17 protein-coding genes are annotated in these 22,684 nt (G+C 26.8%); all 17 read right to left on the bottom strand.

Features of this window, described 5'->3' with window-relative positions; all coding sequences use genetic code 11:
• Entirely contained in the window at positions 1 to 897 is an 897-nt protein-coding gene (locus Q6H37_RS24665) for an NAD(P)-dependent oxidoreductase (protein ID WP_318737356.1), read from the bottom strand.
• Positions 894 to 1,424, bottom strand: a complete 531-nt coding sequence (gene rfbC / locus Q6H37_RS24670) for a dTDP-4-dehydrorhamnose 3,5-epimerase (protein WP_318737358.1) — start codon at positions 1,422 to 1,424, stop codon at positions 894 to 896. The genes Q6H37_RS24665 and rfbC overlap by 4 nt, the downstream gene beginning before the upstream one ends.
• Positions 1,425 to 2,657 carry a class I SAM-dependent methyltransferase gene (locus Q6H37_RS24675; protein ID WP_318737360.1) on the bottom strand — a complete coding sequence of 411 codons (1,233 nt, stop codon included), beginning with the start codon at positions 2,655 to 2,657 and terminating at the stop codon, positions 1,425 to 1,427.
• Positions 2,638 to 3,723 (bottom strand): CDP-glucose 4,6-dehydratase, encoded by a 1,086-nt coding sequence (gene rfbG, locus Q6H37_RS24680; protein ID WP_318737362.1) that lies wholly within the window; start codon positions 3,721 to 3,723, stop codon positions 2,638 to 2,640. The genes Q6H37_RS24675 and rfbG overlap by 20 nt, the downstream gene beginning before the upstream one ends.
• 4 nt (positions 3,724 to 3,727) lie before the next feature.
• Positions 3,728 to 4,504 (bottom strand): glucose-1-phosphate cytidylyltransferase, encoded by a 777-nt coding sequence (rfbF, locus tag Q6H37_RS24685; RefSeq protein ID WP_318737364.1) that lies wholly within the window; start codon positions 4,502 to 4,504, stop codon positions 3,728 to 3,730.
• Positions 4,505 to 4,552: 48 nt separating this feature from the next.
• Positions 4,553 to 6,193, bottom strand: a complete 1,641-nt coding sequence (locus tag Q6H37_RS24690; protein ID WP_318737366.1) for a glycosyltransferase family 2 protein — start codon at positions 6,191 to 6,193, stop codon at positions 4,553 to 4,555.
• Positions 6,194 to 6,260: 67 nt separating this feature from the next.
• Positions 6,261 to 7,274: an ATP-grasp domain-containing protein gene (locus tag Q6H37_RS24695; protein ID WP_318737367.1), complete on the bottom strand. Its 1,014-nt coding sequence runs from the start codon at positions 7,272 to 7,274 to the stop codon at positions 6,261 to 6,263.
• The gene (locus Q6H37_RS24700; protein WP_318737369.1) at positions 7,274 to 8,314 is read right to left on the bottom strand and encodes an SDR family NAD(P)-dependent oxidoreductase; all 1,041 of its coding nucleotides are present in this window, start codon (positions 8,312 to 8,314) and stop codon (positions 7,274 to 7,276) included. Before Q6H37_RS24700 ends, Q6H37_RS24695 begins: the two co-directional genes overlap by 1 nt.
• Before the next feature lie 76 nt (positions 8,315 to 8,390).
• Positions 8,391 to 8,771, bottom strand: coding sequence for a hypothetical protein (locus Q6H37_RS24705; RefSeq protein ID WP_318737371.1), 381 nt, complete (start codon positions 8,769 to 8,771; stop codon positions 8,391 to 8,393).
• A 137-nt stretch (positions 8,772 to 8,908) separates the two neighbouring features.
• Positions 8,909 to 10,651, bottom strand: coding sequence for a motility associated factor glycosyltransferase family protein (locus Q6H37_RS24710; RefSeq protein WP_318737373.1), 1,743 nt, complete (start codon positions 10,649 to 10,651; stop codon positions 8,909 to 8,911).
• Positions 10,652 to 10,680: 29 nt separating this feature from the next.
• The gene (locus Q6H37_RS24715) at positions 10,681 to 11,559 is read right to left on the bottom strand and encodes a class I SAM-dependent methyltransferase (protein ID WP_318737375.1); all 879 of its coding nucleotides are present in this window, start codon (positions 11,557 to 11,559) and stop codon (positions 10,681 to 10,683) included.
• A gap of 16 nt (positions 11,560 to 11,575) precedes the next feature.
• The gene (locus Q6H37_RS24720; RefSeq protein ID WP_318737376.1) at positions 11,576 to 13,786 is read right to left on the bottom strand and encodes a hypothetical protein; all 2,211 of its coding nucleotides are present in this window, start codon (positions 13,784 to 13,786) and stop codon (positions 11,576 to 11,578) included.
• A gap of 43 nt (positions 13,787 to 13,829) precedes the next feature.
• Positions 13,830 to 14,870 (bottom strand): glycosyltransferase, encoded by a 1,041-nt coding sequence (locus Q6H37_RS24725; RefSeq protein ID WP_318737378.1) that lies wholly within the window; start codon positions 14,868 to 14,870, stop codon positions 13,830 to 13,832.
• 5 nt (positions 14,871 to 14,875) lie between these two features.
• Positions 14,876 to 16,024 carry a glycosyltransferase gene (locus Q6H37_RS24730; RefSeq protein ID WP_318737380.1) on the bottom strand — a complete coding sequence of 383 codons (1,149 nt, stop codon included), beginning with the start codon at positions 16,022 to 16,024 and terminating at the stop codon, positions 14,876 to 14,878.
• Between the two features lie 14 nt (positions 16,025 to 16,038).
• Positions 16,039 to 18,003: a glycosyltransferase gene (locus tag Q6H37_RS24735; RefSeq protein ID WP_318737382.1), complete on the bottom strand. Its 1,965-nt coding sequence runs from the start codon at positions 18,001 to 18,003 to the stop codon at positions 16,039 to 16,041.
• Positions 18,004 to 18,097: 94 nt separating this feature from the next.
• Positions 18,098 to 19,432: a glycosyltransferase gene (locus Q6H37_RS24740; protein ID WP_318737383.1), complete on the bottom strand. Its 1,335-nt coding sequence runs from the start codon at positions 19,430 to 19,432 to the stop codon at positions 18,098 to 18,100.
• A 189-nt stretch (positions 19,433 to 19,621) separates the two neighbouring features.
• Positions 19,622 to 22,684: a glycosyltransferase family 2 protein gene (locus tag Q6H37_RS24745; protein WP_318737385.1), complete on the bottom strand. Its 3,063-nt coding sequence runs from the start codon at positions 22,682 to 22,684 to the stop codon at positions 19,622 to 19,624.

Below are 22,684 nucleotides of genomic sequence, written 5' to 3' on the forward strand. Positions count from 1 at the left end.
TCATCCTTTTTTCCACCAACTTATGGTTTTCTCTATTCCTTTATGTAAACTATATCGTTGAATCCAATTTGTTTCTGTCTTTAATCTATTATTGTTTGCAACTATCATAATTGGCTCATTAAATGAACTATTTACATCTCCTAAATGTATAAGTTCAGGTTTATTTAATTGTCTCCCTATTTCAAAAAATATGTCTTTTAATCTTACAGGTTTACCAGATCCTACATTTACTATTCCTTCTGCATTGCTATGTAAAATTTCCACAAATGCATTAGCTATGTCTTCTATATACATAAAATCTCTTATTTGATTTCCATGAGAACAATATGCTATTTCATTATCCATCAGTTTATTTATTACATAAGGAATAACTCTATCTTCACATTCTCTTTCCCCATAAAGATAAAATATTCTTCCCGAAACAAAAGATAAGTGATTTTTATTACAATATTCTAAAGCTACATTTTCAAAACTGTGTTTGCATATTCCATATAATGAATTTGGCTTAGACGGAGTTATCTTTTCATCCATAAAACCATGCGCAAGATCATATTGAGCACACGTCCCTGCGAAAATAAATCTTTTTCCATTAAACTCCTTAAAAACTTTTAAAAGCTCAATACTAGCTTGTAGCCACAATAAATTTTCATTTGAATTATTATATTTTCCTGGTACAGTATACCATGCAAAATGTATAATCGCCTCTGGTTGTATTTCTTTAAGTAAATTAAAAACTTCCTCTTTATTCAATAAATTTGTATTATACCATCTTATACTTTTATCTATGGCAACACCATTCATAGCTATAGCATGTACCTCATACCCCTTATTTAGCAAACTTTTTACAGTTCTATACCCTATGAAACCACTAGCACCAGTCACTAAAACTTTTTTCATAACTTTAAATCACCATACTTTTTATCTTTATCAGAAATAGTAATGTTTTCTATAGGCCAATTTATATCAAATATTTTATCATTATATCTAACCCCACTAGCAAATTCAGAATTATAAAACTCACTCATCTGATAGAACACCTCTGTATTATCAAAAAGAGTCTGAAATCCATGAGCAAATCCCTTTGGTATATATATCATTTTTCTATTCTCTTCTGTAAGTTCTATTGAAAACCACTTCTTAAATGTAGGAGAACTTTCTCTTAAATCAATGATTACATCATATATTGCCCCTCTTGTGCATCTTACAACTTTTACTTCAGAATAAGGCTCCCTTTGATAATGCATTCCTCTTAGAGTCCCTTTTTTCTTATTAAAAGATATATTACACTGAACTAAATTACTATCCAAATTATATTTTTCAAATTCTTCTTTACACCATGAACGAGCAAAAAAACCTCTTTCATCTCTTATTGTTTCAATTTCAATGCTGTAGGCTCCTTTTAATTTTGTTTCTGCAAATATCAATTAAAACACCTCTACATCTGGAATTAAAACAATAAACTTACCATTCCACTCTCTTATAAAACTTAATTGTGATGTTATTTCTTCTTTCAAGTTCCATGGAAGAATAACAACATAATCTGGTTTTGTTTCTTTTATCTTCTCTGGATGATATATTGGAATATGAGTTCCTGGAAGATATAATCCTTGTTTGTGTGGATTTATATCAACAGTATAATCTAGAAAATCATTACCAATACCACAATAATTTAAAAGAGTATTTCCCTTTGCTGGAGCACCATATCCAACTATAGTACTTCCACTATCTTTTAATTGTATTAAACATTTTAATATATTTCGCTTTGTTTTCATAACATTTTTTGAAAACTTGTTATATGTATCAATATTATTCAGCCCATAAAGGATTTCTTTATTTAACAATGAATCTACACTTTTACTTACTTTCAATTCCTCATTTTCTTTGTGTTTTGCATATATTCTTAAAGAGCCTCCATGAGTTTTTAATTCTTCTACGTCGAATATTTGCAAATCGTGCCTTTCAAAGATCCTTTTTACTGTAATAAATGAAATATATGAAAAATGTTCGTGATATATCGTATCAAACTGATTTTGTTCAATAAGCCGTAATAAATGGGGAAACTCCATAGTTATTACACCATAAGGTTTAAGCGCTATTTTCATCCCCTGAACAAAGTTATTTATATTTGGTACGTGTGCTAACACATTATTTCCTATAAGCAAATCTGCTAACTTATTGTTTTTTTGTAATTCTTCAGCAAGCTTTATATCAAAAAATCTCGATACAGTATCTATTCCTTTATTTCTTGATACTTCAGCTACATTTTGTGCTGGTTCAATTCCCAGGACATTAAAACCTTGCTGTTTAAAGTATTGAAGTAAATATCCATCATTACTTGCTACTTCAACAATTTGTGAACTTTTATTTAAATCAAATCTTTCTATAACCATTTTTGTATATTGTTCTACATGTTCAAGCCAAATTTTTGAATAAGAACTAAAGTAAGCATAATCCGAAAAAATTTCTTTTGGTGATTCAAATTCTTCAAGTTGTGCTAAAAAGCAATTTGAACAAACATATGTATGAAGTGGATAAAAATTTTCTTTATTTTGCAAGTTACTAGCTTTTATATATGAATTAGAAAGTGGTGACATTCCCAAATCTACAAAAGAATGTTTTAATTCATTTGCACAAAATCTACATTTTTTCGTCATCATATTTATCTCTCCTCAAATTTTCAAATTCATGTATTTGTCTTATACTAAAAAGTTTCATATCATTTTTACTATAAAATGCTTTATACCAATTAATAGTCCAATTTAAAGTTTGATCCATACTAAGTCTCTGATACCAGCCTAATTTAAATTTTGCCTTTGAACTATCAAGTTTTAATATTTGTGCTTCATGCGGTTGTTGTTTATTGCTAAATGTATAAGTGATATCTTTTTTATCCCCCCATAAAAGTGTTAACTTTTTTACTAAATCCGAAACATTTATTATATGATTATCATCTGGCCCAAAATTCCAACTTTCTGTATACCTATCTTCTTCATTCCACATTTTTTCTGCTAATAGCATATATCCATTTAAAGGTTCCAATACATGCTGCCAAGGTCTTATTGCATATGGATTCCTAATTACAGGTAACTTATTCACACTTAAAGCTCTTACTATATCTGGAACGATTCTATCTTCAGTCCAATCACCACCACCAATTACATTACCAGCTCTTGCAGTAGCCAATGCAATTCTTTTCTCTCGAAAAAAAGAACTTCTAAAAGAACTTGTTATAAGCTCTGAACATGCTTTACTACAACTATAGGGATCATATCCACCTAATCTATCACTTTCCTTATATCCCCATATCCATTCCTTATTTTCATAACACTTGTCACTTGTAATATTTACGATTACTCTTACATTTCTCGATTTTCTCACTGCATTTAAAAGATTAGCTGTGCCTATTGTGTTCACTTTAAATGTTTCTATAGGAAGTTCATAAGATTTCCTTACAATAGGCTGCGCTGCTAAATGAAATACTATGTCCGGTTCATAATTTTCTATTATACGGTGTATATATTCTTCATTACATATATCTCCATAAATGGAATGTATCTCATTTTTCATTTTTATAACTTGAAACATATTAGGCTTTGATTGTGGCTCTAAGGAATACCCTATAACTTTAGCTCCTAAATTTAAAAGCCACAAAGTTAACCAACTACCTTTAAAACCAGTATGTCCTGTAATCAATACTTTTTTATTTTTCCAAAATGAATTCATTCAATTACCACACCTTCCATGGAGCTTGCGCTGAATTCCATAAATCTTCAAGCCTCATTTTATCCCTTAAAGTATCCATAGGAAGCCAAAATCCAGAATGTTTAAATGCTGAAAGTTTATCTTCCTTTGCTATGGCTTCAAGTGGTTCTAACTCCCAAGCAGTTTCATCCCCCTTTATATAATTTATCACCTCAGGTTCTAATACAAAATAACCACCATTAATCCAACTATCCTCTCCTTGAGGTTTTTCTTTAAATTCATTAACTTTACTGTATTTTAAATCAAGCGCACCATAACGTCCTGGTGGGTTAACAGCTGTTAATGTTGCTACTACACCAGACTTTTTCTGTTCATTATGAAACTGTATAAGTTCTTCTATATTTACATCACTTACTCCATCTCCATAGGTAAAACAAAAAGTCTCATTTGCTATATAATCCTTTACTCTTTTTAATCTACCACCAGTCATAGTACCTTCTCCAGTATCCACAAGTGTCACCTTCCATGGCTCACAATGATTATTATGAACTTCCATTTTATTATTTTCCATATCAAAAGTTACATCTGATTGATGAAGAAAATAATTTGCAAAATATTCTTTTATAGCATATCCTTTATATCCAAGACAAATAATAAAATCATTTATTCCATAATAAGAATATTCCTTCATAATATGCCACAATATTGGATATCCACCTATTTCAATCATAGGTTTTGGTTTTAATTCTGTTTCCTCAGTAATTCTTGTTCCATATCCACCAGCTAGTATAACAGCTTTCATAATAAATTCACACTACCTTTCACTAAGTCATCCTTTTTTCTATTTGATTTATTCCAACCAATCAATACCATATTTTTTGTACCCCAATATCTTCTCGCATAATTCTGCAGCTTCATAAACATTTTTCACACAAAACTCTTTTGTATCCAAAGTTAAACACATATTATTGAAGCCTGTTACTTCAACCTCGTCTTCCTTTAGTTTTATGTTTGTTTTAAAAAACTCTTCCGCATAATTATAATATTGGTCATCAAACCAAGCTAAAAGCTCTTTATCTTCTATAACTAAATTACGAATAATTTTTAAACCTTCTTCCCAATTGCTTTTTCGTAAAGATTCATCTTTCATTTTGCATGTCTTTCCAATTAATTCATTCATATAGGCAATTATATGCTTCTTTGGATCAAAGATAATCATTTCATCCTTAGGGAACAAGTTATCTCTTGCATCAAAAAAACTGCCTAAATAGCAAGCTGTGAGAAATGAATATAAATTAGGCACTTTAACATTTAACGTTAATCCTGATTCATTATTAAGTTGGATAAATTCTTTTGCTATAGTATTGGATTCTGTTGAATGAACACATGCTACACCATTACTTTTTCCTGAAACACCTGCTATACTCATAGGAACTTTTGTGCTTATAAATTTTTTAACTAAATATCCAAATGTAAAACCTGAATATGCATCCAGTACTGCCGATTTAAAAACACGTCCTGTTTTATAAATTAATAAGCCTAATAGATCTCTATGTATTGCAGAATTGTAAATCATAGGAAGATCTGAATAATTAGCTCTTATATTAATTACATCATTTAAGACATCTATTGCATTCTGTTCAAATAATACTTTTGAAAATGGTATACTAAGTATGTCTTTTTTATTATTAAATGAAGAACTTGACCAAAAATAAGAGACTTGATCCCATTTTACTGCCTTAGTACTTGTCCTTTTAATAATTTTATCTATCTCTTTTAATGCATGCAAAAGCAAACCATCATCATCACCTATGGCTATTATATATTCTCCTTTTGCGTATGATACAGCTAGTTCCCAGTTATCACTCATACTTAAAGGTTTAGTCGAACGAATATATTTTATTCTTTTACAATTGAAACTATCCACTACTTCTTTTGTTTCTCTACTACTAAAATTGTCACAAACAATAATTTCATAACTATCAAAGTCTTGATTTATACAAGTTTGAATGGCATACTTTAACACTTCATGTCCTTGCCTTGTTGGAATAACCACACTAAATCTAACTTCACTTTTTTTTACTTTATTCTTATAGTCCTTATTTTCCATTAGTTCATTTTCTAGTTCAGATATTATATTCTTAATTTGCTCTTTCATTTCTTCATCATTAGTTCTTTCTAATGACCACTTATAGTAAATTAATGCTGGATATTTTTCATTGCAACGCTGGTATAAATACGCTCTATTATACAGCAAATCAAAATTATCACCATTTTCATTTAACCCTTCTTCTAATAGTTTTTCTGCTTCAAATAGATTATTTTTCATTATGGCTATAATTGACTTAAAAGAATAAATTTCCGAATTTTTACCAACTATGTTTTCATATTTCACAGTTAACTTCAATGCTTCATCCAATTTGCTCGAATTAATTAAAGACTGTATTTCGTTTCTTATTTGAATATCATACTTTGTAAACTCTTTATTCATAAATTCAATTTTTCTCCTTCATTAGCTTTATTTTTTATAGACTATTTAACCCTTCTTATATTATAAGTTATCCAATAAATATCGCATCATCATATCTAAGCATAGTCATCTCCTTAAATTGCCCTATTATAGGTTCTATCTTTTCACCATCTACCATCATATTAAAATACTTACCATAATCCACCCCTGACTCAAAGGTAAGTGGCACTCCCCCTCCAAAACGTGGGTTTATTTCTATAAATTTTATTTTATTATCTTCTGTAACTTTACACTGTATTGTATATGGACCTATAACTGATACCTTCTCCTCATTGCTAACTGATTTAGTCAGAGCTTTAATCAACCTATAAGTTTCTTCTATTATTTCTTTATGCATCACAGTTCTAGTTTTAGAAACTTCTCCTGATCGCACTTCCAGTCTTTCTCTAGGTACTATAGATATAGCATCCCCCTTTAAGTCACAAAGTACATCTATAGTATACTCTGTACCTCCTATGTATTGTTGTATTATAGGATTTTCTATATAATCTATAAAAAATTTTAATTCCTTTACATTTCTTACTTTAAATACTCCTTCACTTCCCATACCATTAATAGGTTTAACTATTAATGGAAACCTCATCTTAAATTCTTTTTCTAAAAACTTTTTTACATTATCTTCACTATTTGGATTTTCTAAAACCTCTAAAATTTTATTTTCAGAATATGATCTTGGTGATCCTATATCATTTTCCATAAAAAATCTATAGGTATTTAATTTATTCTGACATATATCTATTATTTTCTTATGACTTAACATCAAAGTAGTTCCTATCTTTTTTAACTTACTTCTATTTTCACATAATATATCAAATTCATATTCATGAAGTGGTATTAATAGGTCTATGGATTCTTTCTTGCATATATTTAAAAGATAATCCATATAATTTTGGTCATTAAATCTAGGCACCTTATAAAATTTATTTACAAAGTTAGCTGCAGGAGCACTATCTCCTGCATCAACCCCAACTATAGTACAATTTTTCTTTAAATACTTTATAAGCTGCACTCTTTTCCCTATGGCTGTTATAAGCAACTTCACTACAGCATTCCCCTTTCAATATCTATATCTAATCCCTGCAATAAAAGTTTTCTGGTTTCACTCTTTGCTAACGGTTCTATGTCATTAGAAGTATAACTTTTTCTAATTGAATGCTTAAAATTCCTATAAAATTTTTCATATTCACTTTTATTAAAGGTGGTTGGTATTACAGCATACATATTTCCTAAATCATAAGCATATTCTGATTCTTCTTCTGTCATAAGCTCTTCATACATTCTTTCCCCTGGCCTCAAGCCTATACTTTCTACTTTTATACTATCAACATTTATACTATACTGTTTACAAACCTCATCTATAATTATCTCTGTCAAATGCTTCAACCTAACTACAGGCATTTTTAATATGAACAGTTCTCCACCATAACATATCTCCGCAGCCTTTATAGTAAGCTTTACAGCCTGCTCCAAGGTCATCATAAATCTGCTCATGTTTTCATCTGTAACTGTTACTTTTCTTTTTTCTAATATTTGTCTTTTAAATAATGGAATAACTGATCCTCTAGACCCCATTACATTTCCAAATCTTACAGCAACAAATTTTGTTTCCACAGGTCCTTTGCTGTAATTAGCAGCCTGAACTAATTTCTCTGCCAAAAGCTTTGTAGCTCCATAGGAATTGGTTGGATTTATAGCTTTATCTGAACTAGTAAATATAACACACTTAACTTTATTATATACTGCTGCTTTTATTACATTCTCCATACCATTAACATTAGTTTTTATAGCTTCTGATGGATTATATTCGCAAGATGGTACATGCTTCATGGCCGCAAGATTAAACACTATATCAATGCCGCTCATAGCTCTTTCTACTCTATCATAATCTCTTACATCTCCAATAAAAAATCTAAACATTCCACCGTTTCCGTACTCATTCTGCATTATAAATTGTTTGTATTCATCTCTACTTAATATTCTTATAACTTTAGGTTTATGCTTTATAAGTTCTTTTACAAGTCCTTGCCCTATGGTACCAGTACCACCTATTATTAAAATTCTTTTGTTTGTATAATAGGTCATTTCTCTTCTCCTTTATTAAAAATATTTTGTATGAAAATAAAAACCTCACACATCAAAAATGTATGAGGCCTTTACACTAACACTTAACAGCATTTATAACCTTTTCCCATACTTCCAATAAAGGCTTTATTTCAAATTCTAAAATATCACCCATTAGAGTGTAATCTTTACTTTCATATGCATCTACAAACATATCCAACTTTTTTGACATAATTACTTCATTCATTTCTTCATATTGAACATCCTTAGTGAGATTAGCTACTTTCATAAGCCATTGTAAGCCTTCTTCTATATATGAAGATAAGTTAATTCCTTCTTCACTTTCTCCTATTTGAAATTTTTCAATTGCCATATTCACACCATTTTTAAGCTTTACTATATATTCTGAAGCTACTGGCATTGTATCTCTTTGAACAGCTTTATACTCTTCTATTGCTCTTATAGATTCTTCATTCATTTTTATTCCTCCTAAAATGCATAAGCGTCTTTTTACAATTATCGTAGTTTTTTATAAAAAACTTATATTAATAATAGCAATTTAGAATAATAAATTTTATTATTAAATGTAAGCATCTGATTATATAGTTTTATTATTTAATCCATATATTGTAATGCTTCTTCTGCAGCTTTTATTATCGCATCATATAATGCTTTGCTTTTTTCTGCCATTCTTTTGCCAGCATCTACTTCAGACTCATTTATCTTTTCAGAATATCTCTCATCATTTAAAACTTTTTCTATATAAGGTCCTAATAAATAAGCTATAATTCCTATTTTTTGTATATCATTTATAACTAAATCCACTTTATCTAATTCATCAAATATCTTATTTATGTTTATTCCTTTTTTACCTATGTAATACATGTACATTTTTTCAGCATAATCCACACCCTTTCCACAGGATGTTTTTATATTTATCAAATTATTCTTCATTATATTTAAATTATGTTCAACTGTTTCATGTTTTATTATATCTTCAAAACTAATATTTTTATCTATTTTTCCCTTAGCATATTTCTCTATAGAATCTTTAAGAGAAAGTACTTCTGTTCCTTTCATGTGGGCTCCACCTTCTGTGCTATTTATAAATGTTATACTATTATATTTTTCTATAAGCTCCTCAAATTCTTCCCTGTAAGAGTTTAAAAGAATACTTGTACGTACTAATTTCCCATTTATGTCATTTACATATCTATCTGCACTACTAAGCCAAAGATCCTTATTTTGTTCCAAATATGCTACAGCTACATCTTGTGGGTTCTCCATAGCTTTAGCACTTTGTGCATGAAACTTATCTCCCGTATAAGCTAAATCTTGACCTATGAATATAATAGGATTACACCCTAGGTAAACAGCTAATCCCATACACACATGCGCTACTGATCCACCTTGAAGTAGAGAATCTACCTTTTTACCAACTATACTTTCTACATAGGTTTCCATTCCCTCATTACAAAATAATATTTTATTTCCTTTATATTCTTCAACAATTTTATAATTAGCAGAATCCATAAATACTAAAGGTATCATTTGTTCCAAATTATGTTTCATAATAGTATAAGTAATATCTTGAGGATCTATTGCACAAACAAAGTCTGGAGTAACATCTGCATTTTTTAAAGCTTTTAATGTTCTAGCTCCACATATTATAATAAATTTATCCTGTACCCCCTTTAATAAATGTATGTTTTTTTCCAAGGAAGGTCCTGCTGAAACAATAACTGCAGGTTTTCCTTGAAATAAATTCTTATAAGAATTTATAACACAACAGCCTGTTGACTGCTTCATGTTTTTTATAAAATTTTGAAATAATGTTTTGGAAAAGAAAGTAATAGTATCTCTTCCTATTCTCTTATTTTGAGTAATTTTTCTTAAAGAAGTATTTAACTGTTTAAATTCATGTTGAAATATAGATGCATAATTTGCAAAACTTATAAATTTAACATTATCTATTTCATAACTTTCTATACTATTATTTAAATCTTTTTCTATACTTTTTTCATTGTAAGTAAATATTTTTATTCTTTTATCCTCAAGTATATATTTTGAGTTGTCCATATTGGAAAATAAATTAACTATTTCTGTACTTGGCTCTACTATTATAATTTTATTATTATCTGTTATATTTTTTAACAATTCTCTTATATGTTCCCCTGCACCTAATCCAAATACTATAATTACATTATTTCCATTTACACTGTCTAAATCATATATGAATTTATTTATATCTCGCTCTACTGAATATTTGCTACCTATATATACTTTTCTTTCTTCATTCACAACTCTAATTATGCTCTTATCGTCATTTGAAGTTTCTATATAATATTGATTATTCATTTTACCCTCCAAAATTATGATATTTTCAATTACAGTTCTTTAACTGCAATAACATTCAAGCTAATTGGTATTGATGTCAATTCCATATTACTGGTATCATTAAATATACTAAACTTATTTACTCTTCTTATATTTTTAAATCCTGTTTGATATAAAAAAGAGTATAAAAATTCAAAATTAAGACCTGTATAGTGATAATCATAATCTGTTGTATGACCACCAAATATTATTCTCATAATTTCAAATCGTGAATTAATATCTATATCTTTTAATAAAAATAATTGCGCTAATATATCTAGATCAGGTACAGAAATGTATAACTTTCCATTAGGTTTCAATACCCTTTTCCATTCCTTTAGCACCTGCAATAATTCATCCTTATAGTCAAAGTGTTCCACCACATGAGATGCATATATTATATCAAATGTATCATCTCTAAATTTTGATAAATCCTTTGCATTTCCAAGATGATCTACATATTCTTCCTTTATAGCATCAAAAATTTCCCAACCATCTTTTTTTTCCTTTCCACCAATATGGAGTTTTCTACTGTCTTTTTGTAATACAGGATCTAAAATTATATTTTCCTTTAAATTCACTAAACAATTTACCAAATTATTTTGTAATTCATATAATAATTTCTCCCTGTTTCTTTCTTCATAAGCTTTTAGTATATTTTCGAATACATTATAAATATTTTTATATAGTATATTATCAAAAATATCGTTTAAATATTTTTCTTCATAGATTTGCTGTAAATTTACTATTTCATCTACTAAAAGTTTATATTCATTCATTGTATTGGCTACTAAATCGCTTTTTATACTACTACATAAATCCTGTATTTTTTTTAAAATTAAATCTATTTCACATAATAAATTTGCACATTGGTTTTGTGAATAATTCATAAAAATGCCCCCATTTCTAAAACTTTACAATCAATTTATTTAATGCTGGAAGTATCATATTATCTATAACTTTATTGACTTCATCTACAAAGCTTCCTGTTTGAACAAGTTTTATCAATAAAATTATTGATTTGCTTATAGCCTCAATCAGTTCATAATATTCATTATCTTCTACTTTAAGATTAGTCATATATTCATTTAACTTCACCATATTTTCTGGTAAATCGTTTATTAGATTTATTAGTATTAAACTGTCAAAGCCTTCACTAATATTTTTCTTTATCTTATTTATCTTCGACAAAATATTTTTTATTGTAATTGATATATTTTTTACTGTTTTAAAAGTCTCAATTCCTAATTTATCTTTTACATATTTTGTCCATAAATTTGCAAATATTGCTTCTATCTCTGAAACATATCTTGCTCCATCCATTAAATCAGATTTTATCATTATACCTCTTAGGTTTTCATTTAAATATTTTAATTCTTTTTTGTCTTCTGCTAATTTAATAGCTTTTTCTATATATTCCTCTGTATTATATGCTATAAATTTTTCCATACCTATATTAGCAAGAATGCTAACACCAACGCGTGATAAATGTATTTTTCCTGCTAAGGTTATAACAGGTACTCCCATATATAAAGCCTCACAGGTAGTTGTAGTACCATTATAAGGAAAAGTGTCAAGAGCTATATCTACTTTATTATATGCATTTAAATGCTGATAATTTTCAGGGTAAATTCCAATTAACTCAACTCTATCTTTTTTTACACCAAATTTCAAAAATTTTTCTTTTATTTCTTCTGCTATTTCTTTGTCTTTGTAGATGTCAGACTTAAGCATAATTTTAGATTTTTTTACGTTAATTAATATTTTACTCCAAATTTCAATCATTCTTTCAGTAAGTTTAGTACTATTATTAAATGAGCAAAATATAATTTCATTGTTATCTTGTTTATCTTTTTGTACTTCTGGCGCATCAGTAAAGTTATTATAACATAAGAAACTTTTATTCTTTCTAATTAGCTTTTCAGTATAATATTGATCATTTAATATTTCAGGGTCGCAATACCAATCAGTTAATCTATAATCCATATTCTTCAATCCTGTAGTGTTGGGATAGCCTATACAAGTAATCTGAATTGGTGATGGTTTTGCAGCAAATATTGGTAATCTATTGTCGCCTGTATGTCCAGCTATATCAATAAGTATATCTATTTCATCTTTTTCTATTACCCTTATAGTTTCTTTATCAGTTAGTTTTGAAATATTTCTAAAACAGTCTACATTAGATTGAATTAAATTTGTTACGATATCAGGCTTTTTTAAATCAGAATAGCAATATACTTGAAATTTTTCTCTATTATATAATAGTAATTGAGAAATCACAAAGTATGCTACTGAATGCACTTTAAAATCTCCTGAAACATACCCTACTCTCAATTTTTTATTTATTAATAACTTATTTGAAAATTCTAATCGTACCTTTTCATTTATTAAGTTACTAAATCTTAAATGTTCATTATAAATATCCTCATAATTAGAACCTATATTATAATTTAACATAAGTAAATAATCACTGAAATAATTATAATTTTCTGCACCTGCATTTTCAGCTGCCTTTTTTAATAACTTTATAGCACATTCATGTTTTCCTCTTTTAGCTGAAAGAACCGCATATTTATCAAGAGTATTTAAACAACAAGGATCTTTTTTCAATTGATTTTTGTAGAAATTCTCTGCTTTATTTACATTTCCCAAATTGTAATTTATGATTCCTAAGTATAAATTTATTTTTTTATATGAAGCATCCAAACTAGTTACCTTTTCGGCCCAATATGCAGCTTCATTCCAATGTGACATTTCTGTATAACAATACATTATATCATATATTGTTTCTAAACTTTTTTTATCATTACAAATATATATTTTAAAATTATCAATCGCCTTATCATATTCTTCTGTACTTTTATAAACAATTCCAATAAGTCTATATGTTATACAAAGGTCTGGATTTATATTCAGCGATTCTTTTAAATATTTAATAGCTTCTTCAAATTGTTTTTTGCTATATGAATACACTCCTAATTTATTATAAACTAAATCTATATTATGATAATCTTTATGCTTTTCAATAATTTCTTTAAATAAAACTTCTGCATATTCTAAGTTCCCATTTTTTTCATATTTAATTGCCTTATCAAATTTATCTTGAACTTCACACATATTATTTCTCCCATTTAGATTCTAGTAAAATTAATATTATAAATCATAATCTTTTTAAAGCTAGCTCATAATTTCCACACATTTTATAATAATTTTCTGATTTATCTTTTTCTCCAAGACATTCATATATTACGCCTATATTATAATAAGGTAAATATGAAGTAACTCCTTCTATTTTACCCTCCTCATAAGTTGTACATATGCGAAAACTATTTATTGCCTCCTTAAAATTTCCATTATTCATATAAATAAGTCCCATTAAAAAATTGTAGTCTGGAGATTTTAAGTAATAAGTTTTATATTTTTCTATATGTAAAGCCTCTGAATACTGTTCTGTATTAACTAAACAATACCCATAGGTTTCCACTAAATCTTCTGCATATTCATAATTAGGGTTGTCTATAAACTTTAGTGCCTTTTTAAAATTTATCAAAGCAATATTGTACTGTTTATTTAAATAATAGCTTTTACCTAGTTGATACAAGTAATATGAATCCTTAGGATTATTTTCTACAGCCTTTTTTAATAGTTCTATGTTTCTTTGTAATTTTGATGTTTTCCTTAACACATCTTTAGTATATCCAAAGTGATTAACAGCAATATCTACTGGAATCACAGTATAAGCTTTTTCACTTAATGCAGTAACTTGTTCATGAACAATACCTTCATAATGAAAATAATTTTTATTGAATAATCTGCTTAATCTTTCTGTCTGAGTTTTATTTTTACTGCTGCAATCTAGAAAATTTATAATTTTTATTCTCCCTACAACTTTAGAATTATTTTTATCCTCTATAAATTTTAAAATACTATTACTATAAAACTCTACAATTACCTCATCTGCATCTAATACTAATATCCAATCATTTGATGCCTTAGATATTGCAAAATTTCTAGCTTTTGCAAAATCATTACACCATTCAAAGTCATAAACTTTATCTGTAAATCCTTTCGCTATATCTTTAGTTTTATCTGTAGACCCTGTGTCTACTACTATTATTTCATCTATAAAAGGATATACAGCCTTAAGAGACTTCCTTAAATTTATTTCTTCATTTTTTACTATCATACAAAGAGTTATCATCCCCATTAAACTCCTTCTACCATATCCATCATAGCCTTTAATCTAATCACGTAATTGTGGTGTTGTTTTACTTTTTCATACCCTCTCATAGCTATTTCCTTTCTTTCATCTTCATGATTAGTATAGTACTGAATAATATCTTTTAAGTCTTTTATATCCCTATATATAACTAAATCTTTTCCATCATCAAAAAACTTTATAATATCTTTTTTATAATTAGTAGCCATAAAGCCACCACTTCCCATTATATCAAAAACCCTCATTGGAAGTCCTGTTCCAAAGCTTATTCTCATCAGATTTATATTTACTTTTGAAATTTTAAAAACTTTAGGCATTTCTATATAATGCTCAGCACTTCCCATATAGTTAACCTTTTTACCTAGTACCTTCTCCCAAGCATCATCCCCATAAACCTTAAATTTATATATATCTGATAAATAGTCAGCCATATCAAGTCTTTGCATTTCATCAAATTTTCTTGATAGTATAAAGTATTCTTTTCTTTTTAATGATAGAAAATCAGTTTTTACATTAAAAATATGATTAATAGGTTCTTTCAATCTTTCTATTAGTTCATCATTCATAAATCTTGTTATTCTATCTACACTTATATCCATACTTTGAATGCTAAAAATCTTAAAAATTTCCTCCTTAAGCTCTTCATCTATAAGGTTACTAATATAGTTAAATTCATTATTTATAATAGTTGCTCCTACAAAACTAGCATCACAAGAATATCTTTTTAAATCTTCCTCATCAATGCATACCTTGTCCAATCTAGATACACATGCAGCTTGTGGAAGGTATCTTACATTCTTTCCACCCAACCCTTTAATTTCTTCTACTATAGTTTCATCAAATATAAATATATTGTTTGTATCATTAAAAATTGGCTCTGTATATAAATCATAATTAGGTATATCCACAGTCCAGGATATGTATTTTATATTCAATTTCTTACATATATTTGATATAGTAGCATAAAAATTTATAGTAAATACATAATTTGGATTGTGATTTTTTATTTTCTCTGTTACTTTTGCTATATTAGACTTGTAAGGTATTGGACCTTCTACCACTTGATAACCTAAATTTTTAAAGTTATTTATACAATCCATAGCAATAGTATCATGCTGAAATACTAATATCTTCATTTAAACCTCCTTCGTTATTCCTTCCACTTAATTAAGTTAGGACTTTTATCTAGAATTGATTCATACTGCTCCCTTATGCCATATCTAAAATCCTTATCATGTTCCATATATCTTTTATATTTTTCAATTCTCTCTTTTTCATTTGCCCATCCTAAATGTTTAATTCTTAAATCACTTATTGCACCAGGAAGATTATATATATTCAATGGAAACCTTCCACAGTGTACAGGTGTTTCATTCCATATATATTTAAAATTAGGTTGATATCTGATAAGAAAACTTCTATAGTGTTTATGTGCACTCCAATACTTATCTTCTCTATAATGCTCTTTATTCCAAAAATCATATAATCTAAAATCAAAATAATCATAATATGGTTGATTAATAAGATTTCTTATTCCCTTGTTAACTCTATCTTCAAACATTTCGTCTGCATCAAGGCATAATATCCAATCACATTTACTTTCTACAGCTAGATTCCATAACTGCTTTCTTAAAACTATTTCATTATTAAAATTAGATGTCTTATTTAAAACTATACTATGTGGAATATTTTTCAAAATTCTTTTACATACCTCCACAGTATTATCTGTACTTCCATCATCTAATATTACAACTTTATTAACATACTTTGAAGCTTTTGTAAGAACCTCTTCTAAATATCTGTGTGCCTCATTTTTTACTAACATAGCTAATGTTACAGTATTATTTTGTGACTTCACTGCAGTTCTAGAGAACTGATTATAACTATAAATTGCTGACTTTCTGTTCTTATACTTATATTCTTCAACACCATCTAAATATGTTTCTCTATAAATATGATATGCTGGGATACTGGTTTCTACATATAGCTTTAATCCCATCCTCAATGCCCTAATACAAAAATGCCTATCTTCACCTTTGTATGTTATATCATCTAATTTCTTATAGCATACTCCCATAGATAAAGCTTTTTTGTTAATTAAAGTACAGGCTCCTAATCCTCCAACTTCAAAAACTCCTGGAGTTCTCATGCACTTAATAAATCCATTTGTTCTACTGTATATTTCTTTTTCAGTCAAAATTTCATTCTCTGATTTATAATATAAATTATAATTTCCGCTAACCCAAACTTGAGGCTTATTGACATCTTTTACATCCCATTTAGTCCAAAAAATTTCTGATATTATATCTTTATCACCCAAAAGCAACTTTTCTAGTGTTTCAGGATGAAGTACTAAATCAGAATCCACTAAGAATAAATAATCATAATTATTCATTTTAGCATAGTCGATTATTTTATCCTTATAAGCTGCCACTTTCCATATTAGTTCTTCTTTCCAATGATGTGTATCATCATTACAAACATATCTTCCCTTCTTTTCTCCTTTTAATATTTGAGTTTTACAATTTTCAATTTTGAAATTACTTAATAATTGGGATGATTCAGCATTTTCATTATCATCAAAAAACATAAAATCAACATTATAATTTTGAATATTTAATTCTGATAAAGATTGCAAAAATTCTTTAAGTATAAGTTTTTTTTGCCTTACTGTACTTCCAATTAGTACTCTGGGAGCATTACTTCTTTTTTCTCCTTCTGAATTATATTTAAATTTTTTAATTTGAAATTCTTCTAACACCTTTTCATCTACTTTATCCTTATTTAGTACACTATCAGCCTCACTCTTGAAGTACTCTGATAATGACTTATTACCTTTAATCTCTTGAAGATAAGACATATTACACAATAAATCATAATATTCACTGTTTATCAAGAGACCTTCTCTTAAGATTTCTTCTGCATCTAGCAAATTATTTTCCATTATATATAATATTGCTTTCATAGAATAAAGTTCAATATCACCATTTACTATCTTTTCATATTCATCTATTAACTGTTTTGCCTCGTTTATTTCACCACTATTTATGTTCTGTTCTATTTTCCCTTTTATTTTATTTTTGTACTCTTCCATTGCATCAATATTTTTATCCACATTTTCAACTCTTTTCTTCAAGTTATTCCAATTTTACTAATTTTAACACTTGATATACTATCCTACTTTTCATATAAATTTTTTATTTATTTCATTATTTCAAATTCTTAATAATTTCTCTTATGTTATTATATTCTCTTGACAAAGAATAATTATCTTGTATAAATTTTCTGTATTCTATTGAGTTATACTCATCAGAAATTATCATACTTACAGCTTCTTCAACATTATTAAAAATATACTTTTGCGGATAATGATCTTTTATACCTTCGCAGTTATGTAAAATAGGTTTTACACCACTACTCATTGATTCTGCAGCAGCATAGCATAGACCTTCATCTATACTTGATATAACCATATAATTTATCTTTTTAAACCATTCAATTTTACTTTTAGCATCTTTCCACCCATCAAATTGGACACTATTATATAACTCATTCTCTTTTACAAAATATTGAATATATCTAAAAGTTCTCTCATCTTGAGACTCCCCAGCAAAATATAATTTATATTTATTATCTATATCATGAAGTTTTTTGAATATATCTAGAGTTAATGGCAGATTTTTCTTAAAGTTAATATATCCTAGGTATCCTAGATTAAATCCTTTTTGTTTATTATTTATTGGATATGCATCCAAATTAACTCCACAAAAAACTGTATTAATTTTTAATTTTCCTTTATCAATGTCTTCAGTGCTATCTTCAAATATCCTCCTTATATGAGGAGCTACTATTATAAGTTCATTTACATTTTTCCAGTTAACATTTCTAATAAACTCAGTGTATACTTCATATCCATGAATTCTACATATTATTTTTTTCTTCTTTGACAATTCTAATCTACTTCCATATCCGATAAGTTCATCGCACCATTCAAACCAACATATATCAGCCCACTTCATTCCTTCATCTATATGATTATATTCTGTAACTATGATTTTTCTAGTTTCGTATTCGTCTGATATTCCATTTATAATGTCATTTAAAAAACTATCCATTCCCTGCTTAACAAAAAAAACTATCTTTTTCTTATGTATATCTATTTTATAAGTATCTTTTATATAATTTATAGAATTATTTATTTGTTTTTCTATATCTTTATCATTACAATTCAAAAGTGCTATTTCATAATAATATATGGCTTTGTCATACATTTTTAGTTTTTCATTTAAATAAGCTAAATTATAGTTTATATCAAAATTATATTTATCTATAGCAATTGCAATTTTTAATACTTTCTCTGCTTCATGGAACTTATTTTCTAACATTAATACTATTGCCTTCATAGAGTAAACTTCAATGTCTTCTTTAACTATGCTAAAATATTCACTAATTAAAGAATTCGCTTCTTCTAATTTATTGTCATTAATTAAATTAGATATCTGTGATTTTATTTGTTTCTTTAATATTTCAAAATCCTGCTGCATTTGTCACACCATTCCTTTCAATATTCCCAATACCCAAAACACTTACTTTTGTAATTATATTTAATCTTAGCATTGTTAAAGTACTTTAATAATGATTTTTAATATTTATTTGTTCTTAAATTTGGCCATTATATTTTTCACTACATGAGCACAGCTTGAGCTTGTGCCTTCTGCTAAAATATTAATAATTTAAGGTATTATGCTATCAATATACAACTTCATAGCTTTTGCTAACTTAGGTTCTACTTCTACACTACTTTTAATTGCTCTAACTGCAGCAACTAAATCTTTATTTTGCATATACTGAAATGATATAAGTATATTTTCTATAAATATTATTTCTTTTTTATTTAATCTCACTCTATCTTTTTCATATAATACTAGACTATAATCTACATATTTAAAGGTAAGATTTAATATCTGTTCTTCGTTTAATCCGCTAATTGTCTTTTTATTAAGAGTTTGATCTAGTATATACTTTATACATTTTCTAACATTATTTATTTCCTCATTGTCTAAATTTACATTATTATTAAATATACCTAAAATTATCTCTTGGGACACTCTCTGAGCTAACATAATATTCATTTTCTCTATATTATTATTCCCCACAAATCTAATAGTATCTTTTAATGAATTTTCCTCTTTTCCTTCCATTTCAAATTCAATTAAACTTAAATGCTCCTTAGGCATTTTTAATTTATTAAATTCTTTTATAATTTCTTTCTTTTCTATATCACTTATATTTTTAACATGCTCTTTTAAGTAATAAAGAAAATTATACATTTCTTTTTCTAAATTAGTACTTATATATTTTTTATAAAATAAAGCTAGTTCTTTGAAATTTTTTTGTTTCATATATGCTTCTATAACTGCATGTTGATAAAGAACTACTTTTTCCTTATTCTTAGTAAGTATATAATTTAAAGTCTCAGAATACATATTAAGTTTTAAATAAGAAACCACTAAATCTGCCTCCGCTACATTTTCTGAATCTATGCTGTATATTTGTAACTTTGTATCATTAATTATAGGATTTTTATCTATATCATAAAGTAATCTCAAGTACTTTTTATAAAATATTATTGAATCTTCATAATCTTTCTTCAAAAAAAGAGATTGAGCTTTAAAAAATACCGCATCAATAAAATCATTATTTAAACTTAAAATATCATCACATATTTTTATTACATTATCATACAATTTACTTGAAAAGTGTGTTATGGCCGCAGCAATATAATACATAATATAATCATAATTTAATGGTTCTTTATCTAAAATTTTCATATACAATTTTGATTGATTTAGTGCTTCTTTATGATCTCCATACATGGAATAACTATTTGTTAATTGAAATCTATAATATACATTTTGGGGATATTTTTGTAGTTCTCTTTTTAATAGATTTGCTGTTCTATTAAATTTTTTATCACTTGCTTCTTTAGTATTCATAATATATCCATAATGATATATCATCACATCTAACTCACTTACTGGTATTTTAAAATTAGGTTGATTGTGAACTTTACCAAAATAATAGAAATTATACTCATTTTTAAATATTAAATACTGTGGTAATATACTAAATTTTTCACATTCATTATCACTATAATCCTTTATCTTTACTATAAATGTACTATATTGCTTATACGATTTACTATTAAAATATTGAATTATTTTTTTTAAACTGTTTTTATCTATTTCATAATCTGCATCCATAATAAATACATATTCACCATTTGCTAATGAAATACTCCAGTTCCTTGATTCTGAAAAACTCCCCTTCCATTGGTGAAAATATATCTTATCTGTATAATTTTGAGCTATTTTTACAGTATTATCTTCTGAACCTGTATCTACTATTATAAGCTCCGCCATATTGTTATCTAATAATGGTTTTATACTTTTTAAACATCGGTCTAAATTTTTCTCTTCATTTTTTACTATCATTGTTATACTAAGTTTATTTGAGTATAGTTGATTTTCATATATTATTTTCTGTACATAATAACGAGTTGACATAGTCATTATATTATAAATTTCTGCACTTTCTTTTAAAATAGCTATAGCTTCCTTAATTTTATTTAAATTTATAAAATCTGTTGCATTTTTTATTTTAGTTAAAAATCTTCTTTTATCAGCAGGTATATCTACATTTTCATTTAATAGATAGGCTCCATACTTTGAATAATCTATAAATAGTTGTACTAATTTTTCTTTTTTGTCTTTATCAATTGAATCACCTGATATATTTTCATTATATATCTCTATTATGTTCATATATGTTAATATATTTTTATTATTAGCTTCAAGAATTTTCTTATCAGACTCTATAGATACTAAAAATTCGTACACTCTTAAATAGAAGCTTTTATCTTCTTCAAATAGCTTTTTCATATAAATTGCAATAACATTTAAATTTATTATCTCAAATATTTCTTCAATAAATATATTTTTATTAAATAAATCCAAAATAGCATAAGCAAAATAAATATCTTCTTCATTAAATTTAGCTTCTTTAATTATAAAATTCAGATTCTCTGCAGATATTTTTTTATTATTTTCAATTAAGTTTTTTAAATTTATATAACTACAATATCCTTTATCTAAGTTTTCATTAATAAAATATTCTTCAAGTTCATATTTATCCTCTGAACTCATTGAAACTTTATTCTGCTCTAGATAATTATAAAAAGAAATTGTAATATTTTCATCATTTATAATATACTTCTTATACCATGAGTATAATTCTCCAAACTTTCTATTTTCTATAAATTTTCCTATACTATTCTCTAAGTAATTCTCTACACTATTTATAAGTCCAAAATCTTTTATCTCTATATTTAATCTTTCTTCTTTTGATGTTTCCATGTTATAAATTATAGTAAAATCTTGAATATAATATTTTTCTTCTTCATAGTATTTTTTTAAACAAACCTTTATATTTAAATCACTATTTTTGACTAAAAGATTTTTTATTTTTATAATTAAATCTTCTTTTAAATCTAAACCACTTTCTATTATTGCTATATTCTTATTAAAACAAACTGAATCACAAAACTCATAAAACTTTTTATAATTTTCTTTGAATTCATATATCATATAGTCATAGTCTATTTCTAATTTTTCATATTCATTATTTATTATAACTAATTGTGTGTTTCCATCTTCCAAGAGTGGTTTCAAAATTTCTATATATCTATAGACATTTTCTTTTAAATCTTCCTTCACAATTATGCTTAAATTTTCCAT

Origin of the sequence: Clostridium sp. JS66, assembly GCF_033561535.1 — a bacterium.
Taxonomy (GTDB): domain Bacteria; phylum Bacillota; class Clostridia; order Clostridiales; family Clostridiaceae; genus Clostridium_AM; species Clostridium_AM carboxidivorans.

Bases quoted from the DNA above. Each gene is read 5' to 3' on its own strand.
- Q6H37_RS24665 (WP_318737356.1), bottom strand. From the start codon at position 897: ATGAAAAAAGTTTTAGTGACTGGTGCTAGTGGTTTCATAGGGTATAGA.
- Q6H37_RS24745 (WP_318737385.1), bottom strand. From the start codon at position 22,684: ATGGAAAATTTAAGCATAATTGTGAAGGAAGATTTAAAAGAAAATGTC.
- rfbG (WP_318737362.1), bottom strand. From the start codon at position 3,723: ATGAATTCATTTTGGAAAAATAAAAAAGTATTGATTACAGGACATACT.
- Q6H37_RS24740 (WP_318737383.1), bottom strand. From the start codon at position 19,432: ATGCAGCAGGATTTTGAAATATTAAAGAAACAAATAAAATCACAGATA.
- Q6H37_RS24725 (WP_318737378.1), bottom strand. From the start codon at position 14,870: ATGATAACTCTTTGTATGATAGTAAAAAATGAAGAAATAAATTTAAGG.
- Q6H37_RS24730 (WP_318737380.1), bottom strand. From the start codon at position 16,024: ATGAAGATATTAGTATTTCAGCATGATACTATTGCTATGGATTGTATA.
- Q6H37_RS24720 (WP_318737376.1), bottom strand. From the start codon at position 13,786: ATGTGTGAAGTTCAAGATAAATTTGATAAGGCAATTAAATATGAAAAA.
- Q6H37_RS24715 (WP_318737375.1), bottom strand. From the start codon at position 11,559: ATGAATTATTCACAAAACCAATGTGCAAATTTATTATGTGAAATAGAT.
- Q6H37_RS24710 (WP_318737373.1), bottom strand. From the start codon at position 10,651: ATGAATAATCAATATTATATAGAAACTTCAAATGACGATAAGAGCATA.
- Q6H37_RS24690 (WP_318737366.1), bottom strand. From the start codon at position 6,193: ATGAATAAAGAGTTTACAAAGTATGATATTCAAATAAGAAACGAAATA.
- Q6H37_RS24705 (WP_318737371.1), bottom strand. From the start codon at position 8,771: ATGAATGAAGAATCTATAAGAGCAATAGAAGAGTATAAAGCTGTTCAA.
- rfbF (WP_318737364.1), bottom strand. From the start codon at position 4,504: ATGAAAGCTGTTATACTAGCTGGTGGATATGGAACAAGAATTACTGAG.
- Q6H37_RS24700 (WP_318737369.1), bottom strand. From the start codon at position 8,314: ATGACCTATTATACAAACAAAAGAATTTTAATAATAGGTGGTACTGGT.
- Q6H37_RS24675 (WP_318737360.1), bottom strand. From the start codon at position 2,657: ATGATGACGAAAAAATGTAGATTTTGTGCAAATGAATTAAAACATTCT.